The sequence below is a fragment of the Tunturiibacter psychrotolerans genome (assembly GCF_051013365.1).
Taxonomy (GTDB): domain Bacteria; phylum Acidobacteriota; class Terriglobia; order Terriglobales; family Acidobacteriaceae; genus Edaphobacter; species Edaphobacter psychrotolerans_A.
Window position 1 is genome coordinate 4,765,028 of record NZ_CP132941.1, and the last position, 15,361, is coordinate 4,780,388.

At 54.6% G+C, this 15,361-nt stretch carries 16 protein-coding genes; 15 read left to right on the forward strand and 1 reads right to left on the reverse strand.

The features are described 5' to 3' along the window. The first annotated feature begins 74 nt into the window (after positions 1-74). From RBB76_RS20155 to RBB76_RS20210, 12 genes are all read left to right on the forward strand, one after another. On the forward strand, positions 75-1,355 hold the full coding sequence (locus RBB76_RS20155; RefSeq protein ID WP_429629493.1) for a precorrin-3B synthase: 1,281 nt from the start codon (positions 75-77) through the stop codon (positions 1,353-1,355). Beyond that, positions 1,355-1,978, forward strand: coding sequence for a precorrin-8X methylmutase (locus RBB76_RS20160; RefSeq protein WP_429629652.1), 624 nt, complete (start codon positions 1,355-1,357; stop codon positions 1,976-1,978). Before RBB76_RS20155 ends, RBB76_RS20160 begins: the two co-directional genes overlap by 1 nt. Further along, positions 1,975-3,483, forward strand: a complete 1,509-nt coding sequence (locus tag RBB76_RS20165) for a precorrin-2 C(20)-methyltransferase (protein ID WP_429629494.1) — start codon at positions 1,975-1,977, stop codon at positions 3,481-3,483. The genes RBB76_RS20160 and RBB76_RS20165 overlap by 4 nt, the downstream gene beginning before the upstream one ends. A 4-nt stretch (positions 3,484-3,487) precedes the next feature. Then, positions 3,488-4,738, forward strand: a complete 1,251-nt coding sequence (gene cbiE / locus RBB76_RS20170; RefSeq protein ID WP_429629495.1) for a precorrin-6y C5,15-methyltransferase (decarboxylating) subunit CbiE — start codon at positions 3,488-3,490, stop codon at positions 4,736-4,738. Next, a complete protein-coding gene (locus RBB76_RS20175; RefSeq protein WP_429629496.1) occupies positions 4,735-5,100 on the forward strand; it encodes a cobalamin biosynthesis protein in 366 nt (121 codons plus the stop codon). The genes cbiE and RBB76_RS20175 overlap by 4 nt, the downstream gene beginning before the upstream one ends. After that, positions 5,097-5,885, forward strand: a complete 789-nt coding sequence (cobM, locus tag RBB76_RS20180) for a precorrin-4 C(11)-methyltransferase (RefSeq protein WP_429629497.1) — start codon at positions 5,097-5,099, stop codon at positions 5,883-5,885. The genes RBB76_RS20175 and cobM overlap by 4 nt, the downstream gene beginning before the upstream one ends. A 14-nt stretch (positions 5,886-5,899) precedes the next feature. Continuing rightward, on the forward strand, positions 5,900-6,742 hold the full coding sequence (locus tag RBB76_RS20185) for a cobalt-precorrin-6A reductase (protein WP_429629498.1): 843 nt from the start codon (positions 5,900-5,902) through the stop codon (positions 6,740-6,742). Then, positions 6,739-7,509, forward strand: a complete 771-nt coding sequence (gene cobF, locus RBB76_RS20190) for a precorrin-6A synthase (deacetylating) (protein ID WP_429629499.1) — start codon at positions 6,739-6,741, stop codon at positions 7,507-7,509. Before RBB76_RS20185 ends, cobF begins: the two co-directional genes overlap by 4 nt. Before the next feature lie 404 nt (positions 7,510-7,913). Then, complete coding sequence (locus RBB76_RS20195; RefSeq protein WP_429629500.1) at positions 7,914-8,225, forward strand: hypothetical protein; 312 nt, start codon at positions 7,914-7,916, stop codon at positions 8,223-8,225. A gap of 114 nt (positions 8,226-8,339) precedes the next feature. Beyond that, positions 8,340-8,930 carry a tyrosine-type recombinase/integrase gene (locus tag RBB76_RS20200; RefSeq protein WP_429629653.1) on the forward strand — a complete coding sequence of 197 codons (591 nt, stop codon included), beginning with the start codon at positions 8,340-8,342 and terminating at the stop codon, positions 8,928-8,930. Positions 8,931-9,389: 459 nt separating this feature from the next. After that, a complete protein-coding gene (locus RBB76_RS20205) occupies positions 9,390-9,986 on the forward strand; it encodes a DUF6088 family protein (protein ID WP_429629501.1) in 597 nt (198 codons plus the stop codon). A 79-nt stretch (positions 9,987-10,065) separates the two neighbouring features. Beyond that, positions 10,066-11,004, forward strand: a complete 939-nt coding sequence (locus RBB76_RS20210) for a nucleotidyl transferase AbiEii/AbiGii toxin family protein (protein WP_429629502.1) — start codon at positions 10,066-10,068, stop codon at positions 11,002-11,004. Between the two features lie 117 nt (positions 11,005-11,121). Here the strand turns inward: RBB76_RS20210 and RBB76_RS20215 are convergent, their stop codons facing one another. Continuing rightward, entirely contained in the window at positions 11,122-12,060 is a 939-nt protein-coding gene (locus RBB76_RS20215) for a S1 family peptidase (protein ID WP_433963458.1), read from the reverse strand. A 279-nt stretch (positions 12,061-12,339) separates the two neighbouring features. On the opposite strand from RBB76_RS20215, the gene RBB76_RS20220 reads away from it, so the two are divergent. From RBB76_RS20220 to RBB76_RS20230, 3 genes are read left to right on the forward strand one after another with little or no spacing between them, the layout of a single operon-like run. Beyond that, complete coding sequence (locus RBB76_RS20220; protein ID WP_429629504.1) at positions 12,340-12,717, forward strand: hypothetical protein; 378 nt, start codon at positions 12,340-12,342, stop codon at positions 12,715-12,717. A gap of 12 nt (positions 12,718-12,729) precedes the next feature. Beyond that, positions 12,730-12,993, forward strand: coding sequence for a VirB3 family type IV secretion system protein (locus RBB76_RS20225; RefSeq protein WP_429629505.1), 264 nt, complete (start codon positions 12,730-12,732; stop codon positions 12,991-12,993). Further along, positions 12,974-15,343 carry a VirB4 family type IV secretion system protein gene (locus tag RBB76_RS20230; RefSeq protein ID WP_429629506.1) on the forward strand — a complete coding sequence of 790 codons (2,370 nt, stop codon included), beginning with the start codon at positions 12,974-12,976 and terminating at the stop codon, positions 15,341-15,343. Before RBB76_RS20225 ends, RBB76_RS20230 begins: the two co-directional genes overlap by 20 nt. Positions 15,344-15,361 lie beyond the last annotated feature (18 nt).

The window sequence follows — 15,361 nt, forward strand, 5'->3', positions numbered from 1 at the left end:
CACCGACTAGATAGCCAAAAACGTAATGTCTCGAGCGGTCCGTTTTACCGCAAGTTAAGAAAGAAAGTTCTACGATGAGAGTTGGAGAGAATTTCTGCCCTGGAATTCTTCACGCGGTTCAGGCAAAGGATGGCCTACTCACTCGGATCAGAGTTCCGGGTGGGATGATTGTTCCCAGCCAACTCTCTGCTATTGCCGAACTGTCCGCCGCATTTTCAGATGGGCATGTGGAGATTACTTCACGTTCAAATCTGCAGATGCGGGCCATTCAAAAGCAGAATTTGAGCTATTTGGCTCGGGGGCTTGATTCCGCAGGCTTTCTGCCTTCACCGAATCACGACCGCGTTCGCAACGTCGTGACAAACCCCTTCGCCGGGTTAGGCTTCGACGAGATTTTAGATTCGCGGCCGTTTGTTCGAGAACTGGATTGCCGCATTACCAGAGACCCAGAGATGGCTGGTTTACCGCCCAAGTTCAGCTTTGCTATAGATAGCGGGGGAAGCTGGTTTAGCCATGAAAATGACGATCTGGCCTTGCGAGTGATAGCGGTCGACGATTCTCATTTATTTCGTCTAGCGATCGGCGGTATTTTTTCTGGTTTCGGCGTAACGATTGATAAGGCAGTTGACTGTCTTCTTGAGGCGGCACAGGTATGCCTCCAAATTTCGAAAAAGTTCGACGCGCCTGCCAGGGCAAGAAAAATTGCATCGATGCCTCAGGCTATGAGCTATCTACTTAGTGAACTGTCTCACTTTCTGGTGGACTGTCCTTCGTCCAATGACTGCAAGTTTGTGGACGAGTTGCCTGTAGGAGTTTATTTGACGAAGCAACCCGGTTTCGTAAACCTGGTGCCCTTGGTTCCTCTCGGGCGGCTGACGTCAGCGCAGACGCAGTGCATCGCCTCAATCGCAACGGAATGGGATGGAGATCTTCGACTGGCACCGTGGCGAGGCATCATAATCGGATCCATCCCCGAATGTGCGATTCGTCAAGTTGCTGCAAGGCTCCAAGTTGTGGGTTTGCGGCTTGATAACAGAAGCGGATATGGAGGAGTCTTTGTCTGTGCCGGAACCGGTTGTGATGCGTCCTTGGCTGATGTGAGGAATGACGCGTCTCTGTTGGCGCGCTTGCTGTCTGGTCACTCTGGGAAGCCCGGATGGACAGTCAACATTTCAGGATGCGAAAAGCAGTGTGCTATGCGAAACGGTGCTACAGCCGAGCTAATCGCAACTTTATCGGGTTACGACTTGCGGATTGATGGGCGTCTTATAGCGTCGAATTGTTCTCGGGAATCTGCCATAGACGCGGTGCTTGCATCCCGGTCGGAAATACGCTCTGAGGTTTCTTCACGATGATGACCTATAAAAAAAGTGCAGAAGAGATCTATCGAGAATCCTTTGAGATTATTAGGACGGAATCAGATCTATCTGCTTTTTCCCCTCGTCTCGCCCGCGTTGTGGTGCGTATGATTCACGCGTGTGGAATGACCGACCTGCCACAGTATGTCGCCGCGTCACCAACAGCGACTGAAGCCGGGGAGATGGCACTCCTTGCAGGAAAGCCCGTCTATTGTGATGCAAATATGGTCGCGAATGGGATCACGCGGTCCAGGCTTCCCAAAGACAATGAAGTGATCTGCACGCTCAACGATCCTCGTACTGTGGAACTAGCCAGTAAATTCGGAACGACCCGAAGTGCGGCAGCGGTGGAACTCTGGCGCGAGAAATTATGCGGTTCCGTTGTTGTGATCGGCAACGCACCGACCGCTTTGTTCCACTTGCTCGAAATGCTCGAAGACGGCGCGCCGCCCCCTTCGCTCATCGTTGGAGTTCCTGTTGGTTTTGTGGGCGCTGCGGAGTCCAAATTAGCTCTTGAGGCTAACAGACAAAATATTCCTTATTTGACGATACGAGGTCGTCGAGGTGGAAGCGCCATCGCGGCAGCCGCCGTCAACGCTCTCGCAAGTGAGGAAGAATGATTAAGAGCACGATGCCAGGCCGACTATTTGGTGTGGGACTTGGACCTGGCGATCCAGAACTTATCACTATTAAGGCCCTGCGTACCATCAGACAGGCTCAGGTGGTGGCTTATCCGATGGCCAAGCGTGGCCAAAGTAATGCCCGCTGCATCGTGAGTTCAGAGTTGACAATCGAGCAGATTGAGCTACCGATGATCTACCCGATCACAACCGAGCCAACAGATCAGAGTGGGGAGTATGAGGCAATAATCGCAGAGTTCTATGACAGGATGGCTGAGCAGATTGCCGCTCATCTTTCCATTGGGCGCGATGTGGCGGTTCTTTGTGAGGGCGACCCTTTTCTTTATGGGTCTTTTATGTATCTTCACGACAGACTTTCTCACCGCTTTCTCACCGAAGTAATTCCCGGAATACCATCGGTGATGGCCGCCGCGGCGAGGCTAGCGACCCCTCTTGTTCGAAGGGATTCACAGCTAACCTTGCTCCCCGCCACACTCTCTGAAGATGTGTTGGCCGCTAGACTAAATTCATATGACGCCTTCGCGATCATGAAACTTGGACGCAACTTCTCGAAGGTAAAAAATGCGCTATCCAGGGCGGGAGTTCTCGATAAGGCCCTTTACATTGAACGCGCAACTATGAGTCAAGAACGGATAACCAAACTGAACGACGTAGATCCGGCAAGCGTTCCTTACTTTTCGCTTATCCTGGTTCCAGATTCGCGCCAGAGCCGGGTCGGCAACCCTGTAGGCGCAGGCCGGATTACGGTTGTCGGACTGGGTCCTGGTTCGGATGAATGGATTACGCCGGAAGCCCATCAAGCACTAGCGGAAGCGACTGATTTGGTGGGCTACCAGCGGTATCTGGACCGCGTCCCGATTCGATCTGGCCAACGACGTTTTGGCTCGGACAACAAGGTGGAGGCGGAGCGTGCACGGCATGCCCTCACTCTTGCGGAGGCTGGCAGGCGTGTCTGCGTCGTTTCGTCCGGAGATCCAGGTATTTTCGCAATGGGCGCCGCTGTACTGGAGTCAGTCGATGAAGGGCCCGAGGCATGGCGTTCTCTCGATATTAGGATTGTTCCCGGGGTATCAGCGATGCAAGCGGCCGCTGCGAGAATGGGGGCTCCTCTAGGGCACGATTTTTGTGTTCTTTCGCTATCCGATCGTTTGAAGCCATGGGAAGTAATTGTGAAACGACTGCACGCGGTGGCTTCCGCTGATTTCGCGCTTGCTATCTATAACCCAATCTCGTCTGAACGGAAATGGCAACTAGCAGAGGCACAGGCGATTCTCGCCGGCTATAGGGCTGCGGAGACCCCAGTTGTACTCGCCCGTGCCGTTGGTAGGTCAGATGAGAAGATTGTGATCACAGATCTCGGACGATTCGATCCGGCCGCAGCTGATATGCAGACGCTGATTATCGTTGGTTCCTCGACAACTCGCAGTCTTGCGCTTTCGAATGATCGGGAGATGATCTACACTCCCCGGAGCTATGAGGCGTAAACCGATGCTGACTACTCCATCTGAAGTTGCGAGGTTTGGTTGCAATGAGCGCTGGTTATCGATCGTAGGCATCGGAGAAGATGGCTGGGAGGGCCTCAACCCGGTTGCGAAGGAAGCCGTGGAGTCTGCCGAATTCCTGTACGGTGGAGTTCGCCATCTGGCTCACATTTCGACGGGCCGCGCGACAAAGGTCGCCTGGCCGTCTCCTATGTCTGCCGCAGTGCACGAAATTCTGACGCACCATCGTCGGCGAAATAGAGTTTCCGTTTTAGCTAGTGGTGATCCTATGTTATTTGGGGTCGGTGTGACACTGACGCGCGAATTGGAGCCAACCGAATATTTTGTTATCCCGCAGGTTTCCGCGTTCTCCCTTGCGTGCGCACGCCTCGGCTGGCCAATTCAGGAAACGGTCTTGATATCGCTGGTAAACCGTCCTATCGAGCAATTGCACCGACATCTCCACCCGGGTCAACGGTTGGTGATTTACTCCGAAGACGGCACTACGCCCGCAGCTGTCGCGCGCATGCTAACTAGTAGCGGGTATGGGTCAAGCCAACTAACGGTTTTCGAATATCTGGGTGGTACTGCGGAGAAGCGTTGGGACGATTTGGCAAAGCAGTGGTCAACAGAGCGGTGTGGCGCCTTGAACTTGATCACTGTCGTTTGCAGTCTAGATTCCGGAACTAGGTCGTTTCCGATTGTTCCGGGGCTATCCGACGAGTTCTTTTTAACAGACGGCCAAATGACAAAGCGCGAAGTTCGTGCTGTTACGCTTGCCCGTCTTGCCCCAGTGCCTGGTCAACTACTGTGGGATATCGGCGCTGGCTCGGGAACGATAGGCATTGAATGGATGCGCTCTCACTCTTCCTGTTCATGTATTGCATTTGAAAAAAATAGCGATAGAATCGCCCGAATCTTGGTGAATGCGAAACGGCTTGGCGTGCCAGGGCTGGAGGTCATTGCAGGAAGCGTTCCGAAAACTCTCAATGGTTTGACTGCACCCGATGCAATCTTCATCGGCGGAGGTATCGGCAAGGATGGCCTATTTCAAGCCTGCTGGAATAGACTTACCAAGGGCGGAAGACTTGTTGCCAACGCGGTGACGATTGAGAGCGAGGCGGCTTTAGCAACGTGGCACAAATTGTACGGCGGAGAGCTTGTGCGAATTCTCGTTGCCCACGCTGAGCCGGTTGGCAGTGCGTTAGGTTGGCGGCAGCTAATGCCGATTACCCAATGGGCGGTGGTGAAGTCATGAGTTTGTCTTGTTCAATCGGGATTGGCTGTTCTTCTCGTGCCGTCGCTTCGGATGTGATTCAGCTTATTCAGCTATGTGTGAGTGAAATAGCTCCCGATAGTGTGGTTGCAACGTTGGATCGGTGTTCGAGCATCGCAGAGGCAGTTGCAGCAGTTCTTGGGCTGCGACTTGTGCTGTTTCCGGCAAGCGTTCTGTCGCATATTCGTGGAGTCCAAAGTCATTCGCTCCTGGCAGCATCAACAGTGGGGACCGCCAATGTTGCGGAAGCAGCGGCGTTGGCTTCACTCGGGCCTGCGGCGCGTCTTATTTTGCCTCGCCAAACAGGACGTTTCTGTACCTGTGCAGTAGCGGTGCTCTCATGACAGTTCATTTTATCGGCGCTGGTCCTGGAGCTGCCGATCTTCTTACGTTGCGGGGAAGGGATCTGATCAGCCGTTCCCCTGTATGTTTGTATGCGGGTTCTTTGGTGCCGAAAGAGGTGATCTCATATGCCCCACCTGGCGCTCGCATAGTCGACTCAGCAGAGATGAATCTTGATGAGATCATCGCAGAGCTCTCTGCAGCCCACGAGAATGGATTTGACGTCGCCCGGATTCATTCAGGGGATCTGTCGATCTGGAGCACAATGGCGGAACAGATTCGCCGCCTTGTACCGCTTGGTATTCCCTACGACGTCACTCCTGGGGTTCCGTCATTTGCTGCTGCTGCCGCTGCTCTATGTCAGGAGCTAACTCTTCCTAACGTTGCGCAAACTTTGATTTTGACTCGAACCTCAACGCGGTCTACGGCAATGCCGACTGGAGAAGATCTTGCGACGTTGGGGCAGTCGGGTGCAACAATGGCAATTCATTTATCCATTACGAACCTCGACATGGTGACGTCGCAGTTGTTGCCACTCTACGGGCCCGACTGTCCAGTAGTTGTCGTGTTTAGAGCAAGTTGGCCGGATGAGATGATTCTGCGGGGAACTCTATCAACCATTCGAGACATTGTTGCAAAATCTGGAGTAGACCGAAATGCACTTATCCTGGTTGGAAGATCTCTCAACGGTCCCACTTTTGGCGTGAGTTATCTTTACTCCGCTTCCAGAGAGCGTGATTCAAGCGTGCCCGTTGCCAATGAGCTTGACTCCACAATAGGGGATTGAGGCTGAGTACCCAATTGAGCGAACTAAATCGCATATCCGATGGCATCGAAGCTCGGCTCGGCCGATCTCCAGATGCAGTTCCGCGAATACTGATCCTCGGTGGAACAGGAGAGGCCGCTGAGCTTGCCGCGCAGCTCGCAAGCAGAAATGATCTTGAGTTCATTTCATCGTTCGCCGGAAGGGTAAGTTGCCCTAAATATCCCATAGGAGCCGTTAGGGTCGGAGGATTCGGCGGGATTGAAGGACTGATCTCTTATCTGATAATGGAGAGCATTAGTGTGGTAGTTGACGCTACACATCCCTTCTCCGTGGGTATTAGTCGAAATTCAGAGGTGGCTTGTGCTCGATTAGGATTACCGCTCATCGCTTTAGTTCGTCCTGCATGGCAGAAGCAAAAAAACGATTTGTGGCATGAGGTGATAACTTACGCCGACGCGGCTGAATTTGTGAATAGAAAGAAGGGACGGGTTTTTCTTTCGATCGGCAGGCAAGAGGTAGGTTCGTTTGCCGCGTGCAATGACGCATGGTTTCTGATCCGTGCCATTGAGGCGCCGACTGGGCAGTTACCTCAGCATCACGAGATTCTTCTCCAGCGTGGCCCCTTCGATCTCAAAGAAGAGTCGCAATTGTTGCGGGATTACTCAATTGATCACATCGTTTCCAAAAATAGCGGTGGCTCAGGAACCTACACCAAAATTGAAGCCGCTCGACTTCTTGGAATTCCGGTAGTAATGGTGCAACGTCCCACAAAACATACGGCCTCAGCGGTTGAGACCGTAGATCAAGTTGTCACTGAGCTTACCGCGCTCTTGACGCGAGCCGTGCAGGATGGGAAACAGCGGAAGGAAGCTAGATGAGAAAGCTGTACATCATTGGAATCGGATCAGGCAACCCGGAACACATTACCGTGCAGGCCATCAAGGCGTTAAATGAGGTAGATGTCTTTTTTGTCTTGAAAAAGGGAGACGCGAAAAGCGATCTTATGCGCCTCCGTAAAGAGATCTGCGAGCGATATATAGACGATCCATCCTACCGAACTATCGAAATCATCGATCCTCAACGGGACCCATCGATAGCTTCCTACACAGTACGGGTCGAGGCATGGCACCAAGAGCGCGCGCTAATCTACGAAGACCTGATTGGAAAAGAGCTAAAAGAGGATGAGTGTGGCGCGTTTCTCGTGTGGGGTGATCCGTCACTATATGACAGTACTCTTAGAGTCATAGATCACATTATTGCTCGTGGAATAGTTGATTTCGATCATGAAGTTATCCCTGGAATCACAAGCATCCAGGCCTTGGCGGCGCGCCACAAGATAACTCTGAACGGCATAGGCGAGTCGATTTGCATTACGACGGGTCGTCAGTTGTCACCTGGGCTAGTCGCAAGTTCCGAGAACGTGGTTGTGATGTTGGACGGAAAGTGTTCTTTCAGGGAAGTTCTGGATAAGGATGTCGAGATCTATTGGGGAGCATACGTCGGTAGCGATAAAGAGATTCTTTTGTCTGGAAGACTTACCGAAAAAGTGGAAGCCATCGAAGTAGCCCGCAGTGCGGCACGGGAGAAAAATGGATGGGTGATGGACACCTATCTACTTCGGAACCCTTCCGCGAGACGGTCTTGAAACGTTAGCTTTCGTGACCGGGTATCGGACTTTGCTTTGGAATCTCCGGCAAGTGAGGGGTGCAAGGAATCCTGGTGACTGAAGCTGTGCGCGGCGAGGGCGGAGTTTTGCGCAATTAGAATGGCGAGCGCTTTATGGAACGGTACGATCCCAAGAGGCCCGACCTTTCAACCCGCGACGTTGTCGCACGTTCGATTTATACCGAGGTGGGTGAAGGGCGCGGAACAGAGCACGGTGGCGCATTCCTAGACATTTCACACAACCAACCGAGTACATCAAACGAAAGCTGCCCAGCATGTATCACCAGTTTCTGGAACTGGCGGACGTTGATATCACGAAGGGACCTATGGAGGTTGGCCCGACGTGTGACTACATGATTGGGGGGCATTCGGGTAGATGCGGAGATGACGCAGAACTCAGTCCTGGGACTTTTTGCTGCCGGAGAAGCGGCTGCGGGTCACGGTGCGAACCGCCTGGGCGAGAACTCCCTCTCTGATTTATTGGTGTTTGGCCGACGAGCGGGACTCGCGGCTGCGGAGCACGCCAAACGGAGCCCAATGCCCACGATCGATTCTTTGCAGATCGCGGACGCAGAGAGGCAGATGCTCTACCATTCGAACGCGGAGGTGGTGAAAGCCCCTACGCCATCCGTGATGAGCTACAAAACGTTATGCAGCGTCTCGTTGGCATCTTTCGCACTAGGAAGGCCTGCGTGAGGCGCTCGAGAATCGAAAACTGCAGGAGCGAACAGCTCGAGTACATGTCGAAGGTTCGCGGCTGTTCAACCCGGGTTACGGGCAGGCGAACTCGCAGGGCTAAGGCTGATCGATATCGACGGAGAACGTCTGACCGTCAACCAATCAGTATGGCTAGGCAAGGAACAGGCACCGAAGACGAACAACTCGATTCGGAGTGTGGCGCTGTCACCGCAGCTTATCTCTCTTCTGTGGGAGCAGATCGCACGGCAGAGAGCCAAGGGGCATGAGTTCCTGTTTACATCCAAAAACGATACGCCGCGAGACATGAATGTTTACCGTCCTCGGAAGATGACGCCTTTCCTTCAGTCTCTCGAAATACCGCGGGCAGGATTCCACGCCTTCCGTCATTTCAACGTCGCTTTACTCGACGCTCTGCGCGTTCCACTGAAGACAATCCAAGAGCGGATAGGACACGCGCTCACTGGTTCCTTCACGTTGGATGTGTATGGCGGTCAGCCTGAATGGGGACGGAATCTTGAGGCCGCACAGCACATAGGTGCGGAGCTTGAGAAGGCCGTCAACGAAGCTGCTGCAAGCTCGAAAATGAGCGGAATGCAGAAGTTGTTGGCAGCTTATTGGCTATTCAAGAAAAAAGGCTCGGGAGTCGACTCTCCTAAGCCTTTGAATATCAATATGTTCTTTGGTTGCGGGGGTAGGATTTGAACCTACGACCTTTGGGTTATGAGCGACCCCCGGAACACGTATGTTGTTGAATTTGCGGTACGAATGGCGACTTAAAAGTATCGAAAAGTACGCATTGGACAGCCTCATGGGAGCCGGTTGGGAGCGCGTTTCGACTGTTGGGTTTCCCCATATACAGGTCGTAGGATTCTCCGTCGCGAAGGGCGCACACGGAGCTTTCGGTTCGGCGAACCTTTAATAGCGCGTCGAGCTATTAAAGGTTGGGACGGCTTACCCAGGGCCACACATCGGCCACAACATCGGCCAATCCGAGTTCACTTTGGCAGTTCTTCCTTTCGGAGCATGGCATTGAGCGGAGTTAAGATCGGCCAGATTCAAGGCGAGTAGACCCGGGAATCTTGGGAATCGGATCTGCCAACCCAAAGTAGTTCCTGTTCAGAGTGTCAGAAATAAGCATATACTTCTAACAGTAGGTGAATCATGGAACGCCTCACAGAAGCCATTCTCCAAAGGACGAGCGCACTCCCCGAGGGAGCGCCGGTTAGCGCCAAGATGCTGCTGCATCTCGGCACGCGCCCGGCTGTCGATCAGTCGCTCTCCAGGCTTGCACGGCGCGGCAAGCTCCTCCGAGCTGGCCGGGGCATGTACCTCTCTCCTGTGACAAGCCGGTTTGGGACTCACGCTCCATCGGCTCACCGCTTGATCGAGGAGCTATCCGCGCAACGCGGTGAAGCCATTGTGCCCTCGGGTGCAACGTCCGCGAACGCGCTTGGACTCACCACCCAGGTTCCCACGCAGATGATCTATTGGACATCGGGCCGGAGTCGCAAGCTCCATCTCGGGAAGCTGGCAATCCAACTGGTTCATGTCCCGTCCTGGCAACTCGCCTTTGCCAAGGAACGCGCCGGAGAGATCGTCCGCGCGCTGGCATGGGCCGGCCCTGAGAGAGTTCATGCGGTTCTGAAGGAGATCGAGGGGAAGGTGCCCCGAACCGAGATCCAGAAGGTCGCGCAGCAAGTCTCCAGGTTTCCGAGTTGGATGGCGAGCGCCCTGAGCCGGAGTGCCGTCGATGCCTGATAGCTACTTCCAATTGAGCACAAAGAATCAGGCCAGTGCCATTGATGCGGCGTCGGAAGCATCTGGCCGCGCACCCCACTTGCTGGAGAAGGACATCTGGGTCGTTTGGGCGCTTTCCACGCTCTTTCAGTCCGAGTTGGGAGCCCATCTCGTCTTCAAGGGCGGCACGGCTTTGTCCAAGGCTCACAAGGTCATCACCCGCTTTTCTGAAGACGTTGACCTCACCTACGACATTCGAGCACTTTCTCCTGAACTGGTTCGTAGCGCTCCCAGTGGCTTCGACGCGATTCCGCCCAGTCGCAGCCAGCAGAAGAAATGGTCCGACGAAATCCGCGGGGAACTTCTTCCAGCTTGGCTTCGCGACCACGCTCACCCCATCATCCAAGCCGGGTTGGAAGGGAGGAAGAACGTATCCAGCCGTGTCACGGAAGACTGTATCTTCATCGACTACGAGCCGGTCGCACCGGCGTCAGGCTACGCACTGCCGAGCGTAAAACTTGAGTTTGGTGCGCGATCCAGTGGTGAGCCCAGTACCATCATCCCCGTTCTCTGCGATATGGAAGGACTGGTATCTGGGGTCGCGTTCCCGACCGCTGAAGCTCGCGTCATGAACCTCACGCGGATCTTCTGGGAGAAAGCGACTGCTGCCCATGTGTATTGCGTCCAGGGAGAAAAGGGCCTCAGCAACCGCTTTTCACGCCATTTCCATGATCTCGTCCGGCTGGAAGAAACCGGACATCTTCCCGAAGCTCTCGCGGCCCAAGACGTTGCCGAAGCGGTTGCCATTCACAAGAACGCCTTCTTCGTTGAGAAGGACGCCAGCGGCAACCGAATCGACTATCTGCAAGCCGTTCACAGCGGCCTGACACTTCTGCCCAGCGGAACCGGATATGATGCCCTTCGGCAGGACTACCAGCGAATGGTCGAAGAAGGACTTTTGGTTGGCACGTCGGAGAGTTTTGAAATTCTGATGACGAAGTGTTCGGGAATTGAAACGCAGCTAAAGCGGCGCACGTAGACCCGGTCACCGTGCCGTCGAGGTTCGCTCGAAGAGTGCGTTGGCGATTTAGCGCTTATTGACGACGTGCAAGAGATCGAAGCCCCGATGAATTGTGAGTGCGCGATGATCCAACCTTCACGGCTTCATTGGAGGCTTCAACCGTAATCGCCTGTCCCCATTTGCATCTCTAAACTCTTCCACGTTTGCATTCACGTAATCCCATCCATTGACGAACATGAGGCCTAGTTTAGACAGATCAGCCATCGGATACTTCCCATGCACAGTCGTGTTTGGCGGTGGAGCGTGCTTAATGGGAACGCCAAGCATCGGCCATAGCACAGACCCAAATACAACCGGCGCGCCATCGAACCCCGTAGAAATCAATCCGCAGAGATGTCCTGCTTTATTAAAGATTGGGCCACCACTCATACCGCCTATAAACGCCGTCTCCTCCACAGAAAAGCATGGAAATGGAAGAAAAGAGCTGTCCCTCGACTCGGGCCAAACCTCTGTCACTTTACCAATGGTGCTAAGCGGTTTCGGCTGAAACTTTACCGTATCTCCATCTTCCGAAAGAACGCTCGTGTCGGCATATCCAAAGGCAACTACCTCCTCTCCAACAGCCGGAGGCAAAATATCCATATGCGGCATCAGTGGGAATGGGTAGGACTTCGCTAGATCATTAACAGGCACAACACTAATGACAGCGAGATCTGAATATGGACATGATGCAACATTCTTGGTTGCCCATAAGGCGGGGGCAGTTCCGTTCCCAGGGAATTGCACAGCGTACACGCTGAAATCATCTTTTTTTGTACCTTCGGAACGCAACTTAGCCTTGACCTTTGGATCGCCGTAGTAGTCCCAAAAACCCTCAACCACATGCCGAGCCGTCATAATCAAGCCGGTGGATACGAAGACACCACTCCCTATCGCCTTGGTGGGCGATTTTCCGTCACGCCCTATAAGCAGAACAGACACTGCGGTTATAGGACTTTCTAATCCAGTCGGCTTTAAGTATTCATTAGTTTGCATAGTTTGCATATGAACGAACACCAGGATGATTGGGGCCAACCATGCCCCATGGTTCTCGATTAACGATAACAGGCCAATGCGCTCATTGAGGAGCCCGCGTCTCGTACTGAAATGGGCTAGTCACAGCCGCCGCGAATCCGTGCGCCTTGTCGGATCAATCCAGAGGAGACGCGTTCATACCGATACATGCGCTGTCGTGCGGCCTCTCCTTATGCGCCCAGCGCATAAGAGAATCCCGAAAAGTCATTGGACGGAGGGCTTGAGCAGCTACTAGGGTCTGGCTATCGCAACTGAATTCACCGTTGCTGGAGGTAGCCAATGATCCGCCAAAGCAGTGCTGCACGCCGCCCAAATCGCCTCGCCAATCGCAAGGCTTCACCGTTTTCAAAGCAATCAATTGCCCACGCTGCTCGCGTGATGGCTCCCGCCTTGTTTGCGCTCGCCATTTCGAGCGTTGCTCATGCCCAGGGAACGATGGATTTCTCCGGGGCTCAGACACTCATGGGGACGTTCAAGACGTTCGCTGTCTACGCGGGCGCTGTCATCTGTTTCGGCGGTCTGATCTTCGCCGGCATTCGGATGATGAGCGGTCGCTTTCAGGATGCCATTCCGGGTCTCTTCGGTGCGCTGTTCGGTGCAGGCGTGCTCGGATGGGGTGCGGGATGGATTGGCTCACTTACTGGGCAGTCGATGTAGAGGTGAGTTGCCATGACCAAGCGGGGAGAACCGTTACCAATCAATCAGGCGCTGAACCGGCCAAGGGCCAAACTTGGCCTCGACCTCTCAGCATGGATGGCGATCGTATTCGTCACGGTAACGGTTTTCCTCGTCGGGTTCCGAATGCTGGCGATCCTGAGCTTTCCAATGATGGCGGGCGGCGCTTGGCTGATCGTCCGAAAACACCCAAAGATGTTCCAACTCTGGGGCCTGAGCCTCAGTCAGAAGAGCTACTATGACCCGCGCAAACGCTGAACAACTCAAACATACCCCGTGGTTCGCGAAGGCGGGAGCGGCCTGTAGCATCGTCCCGATCTCCCGCTTCGTCGGGCCAAGCATCTTCTCGCTGAAGGGTGGCGGCTACGGTTGCTTGTTCTCTCTCACCGGCTTGGACGAAGAGGGCCTGACCGACCGGGAGCTTGAGTCCCGCGTTCGGCAAATCGAAGGCGCTCTTCGCGGGCTGCCCGAAGGGTCTTGCCTCTACCAGTACACCCGCGTGATGTCGGGGTTCGAGATCCCCCGGCAGAAGCGGTATCTCAACGAGGTTACCGACACGTTCGCGAGCGACCGTCTCACATATCTCAACAAGAACGCGGCGTTCCGTCGGATCGACCTCCACTGGTGTCTGACACTGGAGCCGTCCCAGGTCAAAGCCTTCGAGCGGAAGCCGGACGAGAACGCTGTCGATACCTCCCGGATGCTCTCGGACCTGGAGAAAACGGCGACCCTTCTTGAAGGACATCTTGGCAGCTCGCTCGGCTTGCGACTCATGGGTAAGGCGGACGCATTCCAGTTCTTCAGCTACCTATTCAACCTTGAAGAGTGGGCTGGCCGCGACCAACTTCGAGGCGACAACGGAGTGGATCGCCAGATCGTCAAAAGTCCCGTCGCGTGGCACAGCGATCATGTGCAGGTCGGCAAGCGACGCGTCCAAATGTTTTCGCTCAAGACGACCCCGGAAGCATCGCGGCCCTGCATGTTCTCCGGCCTGCTCACCCTTGACTGCGATAGCGTTCTCTGCTCGACATGGCGGATGAAGTCAACGTCGGCGGCCCGTAGCGAGATCGACGCCCAGGAGAAGTTCATTTCGTTCTTCAAGGTCGGAGTGCTGCAGCGAGTAATGAGTGGACGGGATGCGGCATCGCTCGACACCGGCGCAGGTGCGAAGGCTGCAAACAACAACGTCGATGACTTGAGCGAGGTCATCCGTTCGCTCGACAAGAAGGCGCAGGGTGAGTTCTCGCTTCGCCTGCTCTTGGCTGCCCGCAGCCCGGAGCAACTACGGGACATCGTTCCCACTGTCCATCGGGTGTTTGTAGATGCTCGGGCCCAGGTGATGGAGGAGTCGCTTGGCAATCTGTCCGCGTTCTATGCGATGTTCCCCGGCAATCACAAGTTCAATGTCTTCCCACTCTGGCTCGCCGAGGACCATCATGCTCGCCTCTCCTCTGTGTTCGCCCCACACATCGGACACCCGCATTCAGAGGACTTGGACTCCGAGTATCTCAATATCTTCGAGACACGCACACGGACGCCCTTCTTTCAGGACGTGTATGTGGACGGCGTGCGGGTCATGCTCATCATCGGGCCTACAGGGACCGGGAAGTCCGTGCATGGGAACCAGATCATCTCGCTGGAACAGAAGTACGGCGGGTTTACCTACATCTTCGACATCGGCGGCAGCTATGAGAGTGTCGTCGAGCTGTACGGTGGGCGTGTTGACCGGGTCGGCAAAGACGGCCCACGGGTTAACCCATTCGCTCTGGAGCCGACCGAAAACAACATCAAGTTCCTGTACTCGTTCGTGAAGCTCTTACTTACCAACGGCGGCGCCGAGCTGGAGCCGGAAGACGATGACGTGATCCATAAGGCCGTGCAGGATATGTACCTGCTCGACCAGGCAAACCGGAGACTGTCCAATCTATTCCTGCCGAAGAAGCTCGATCGGTATCTGTCGAAGTGGGTTGGCAAGGGCATCTACAACGCCGTCTTCGACAACGTAGAAGACAGCCTATCGCTTTCGCGGCTCCAGTGCTTCGACTTCCAGGGAGTGAACAACGAGCAGTACGCCGACCTGATCGAGCCGCTGATGGTGTGGCTGCTACGCCGCATCAACGACGTGCTCTACAACCCCGCCAATCTCGGAGTACCGAAGCACATCCTCATCGAAGAGATCTTCTCTTCGATGAAGAACAAGCAACTCCTGGATGGTGCGCTGGCTTCCATCAAAACCGTCCGCAAGAACCTTGGCGGCGTGACCATGATCGGCCAGTCCGCCGACGACCTCGGCGCTAACGCCGACAGCATCGTGAATTCCTGCACATCGTTCCTGTTCCTGAAAGATGCAACCTTCAACCGGAAGCGGTATGCCGAACTCTTCAAGATGAACGAGCAGCAGCTCGCTCTCTTCGAGAGCTTGCAGGATCGCGAAGGACTTTACATGCGGCGCGATGGGCTGACGAAGGTCGTCACCCTCAATCTCGACAGCCGCAGCTACGCAACCTTTTCGACTAAGCCGAAGGACCGAGTACGCCGGACCAAACTGATCGAAAAATACGGACTCTCCGAGGGCATCTCCCGCTTTGCCCAGGGTGAGACTGCCTAACCATTTCCAACCAACCGA

Excerpts from the sequence above, each read along its gene's own strand:
- cobM (WP_429629497.1), top strand. The coding sequence starts at position 5,097 with ATGACAGTTCATTTTATCGGCGCTGGTCCTGGAGCTGCCGATCTTCTT.
- RBB76_RS20160 (WP_429629652.1), top strand. The coding sequence starts at position 1,355 with ATGACCTATAAAAAAAGTGCAGAAGAGATCTATCGAGAATCCTTTGAG.
- RBB76_RS20175 (WP_429629496.1), top strand. The coding sequence starts at position 4,735 with ATGAGTTTGTCTTGTTCAATCGGGATTGGCTGTTCTTCTCGTGCCGTC.
- RBB76_RS20225 (WP_429629505.1), top strand. The coding sequence starts at position 12,730 with ATGACCAAGCGGGGAGAACCGTTACCAATCAATCAGGCGCTGAACCGG.
- RBB76_RS20165 (WP_429629494.1), top strand. The coding sequence starts at position 1,975 with ATGATTAAGAGCACGATGCCAGGCCGACTATTTGGTGTGGGACTTGGA.
- RBB76_RS20195 (WP_429629500.1), top strand. The coding sequence starts at position 7,914 with ATGACGCAGAACTCAGTCCTGGGACTTTTTGCTGCCGGAGAAGCGGCT.
- cobF (WP_429629499.1), top strand. The coding sequence starts at position 6,739 with ATGAGAAAGCTGTACATCATTGGAATCGGATCAGGCAACCCGGAACAC.
- RBB76_RS20230 (WP_429629506.1), top strand. The coding sequence starts at position 12,974 with ATGACCCGCGCAAACGCTGAACAACTCAAACATACCCCGTGGTTCGCG.
- RBB76_RS20220 (WP_429629504.1), top strand. The coding sequence starts at position 12,340 with ATGATCCGCCAAAGCAGTGCTGCACGCCGCCCAAATCGCCTCGCCAAT.
- RBB76_RS20205 (WP_429629501.1), top strand. The coding sequence starts at position 9,390 with ATGGAACGCCTCACAGAAGCCATTCTCCAAAGGACGAGCGCACTCCCC.
- cbiE (WP_429629495.1), top strand. The coding sequence starts at position 3,488 with ATGCTGACTACTCCATCTGAAGTTGCGAGGTTTGGTTGCAATGAGCGC.
- RBB76_RS20155 (WP_429629493.1), top strand. The coding sequence starts at position 75 with ATGAGAGTTGGAGAGAATTTCTGCCCTGGAATTCTTCACGCGGTTCAG.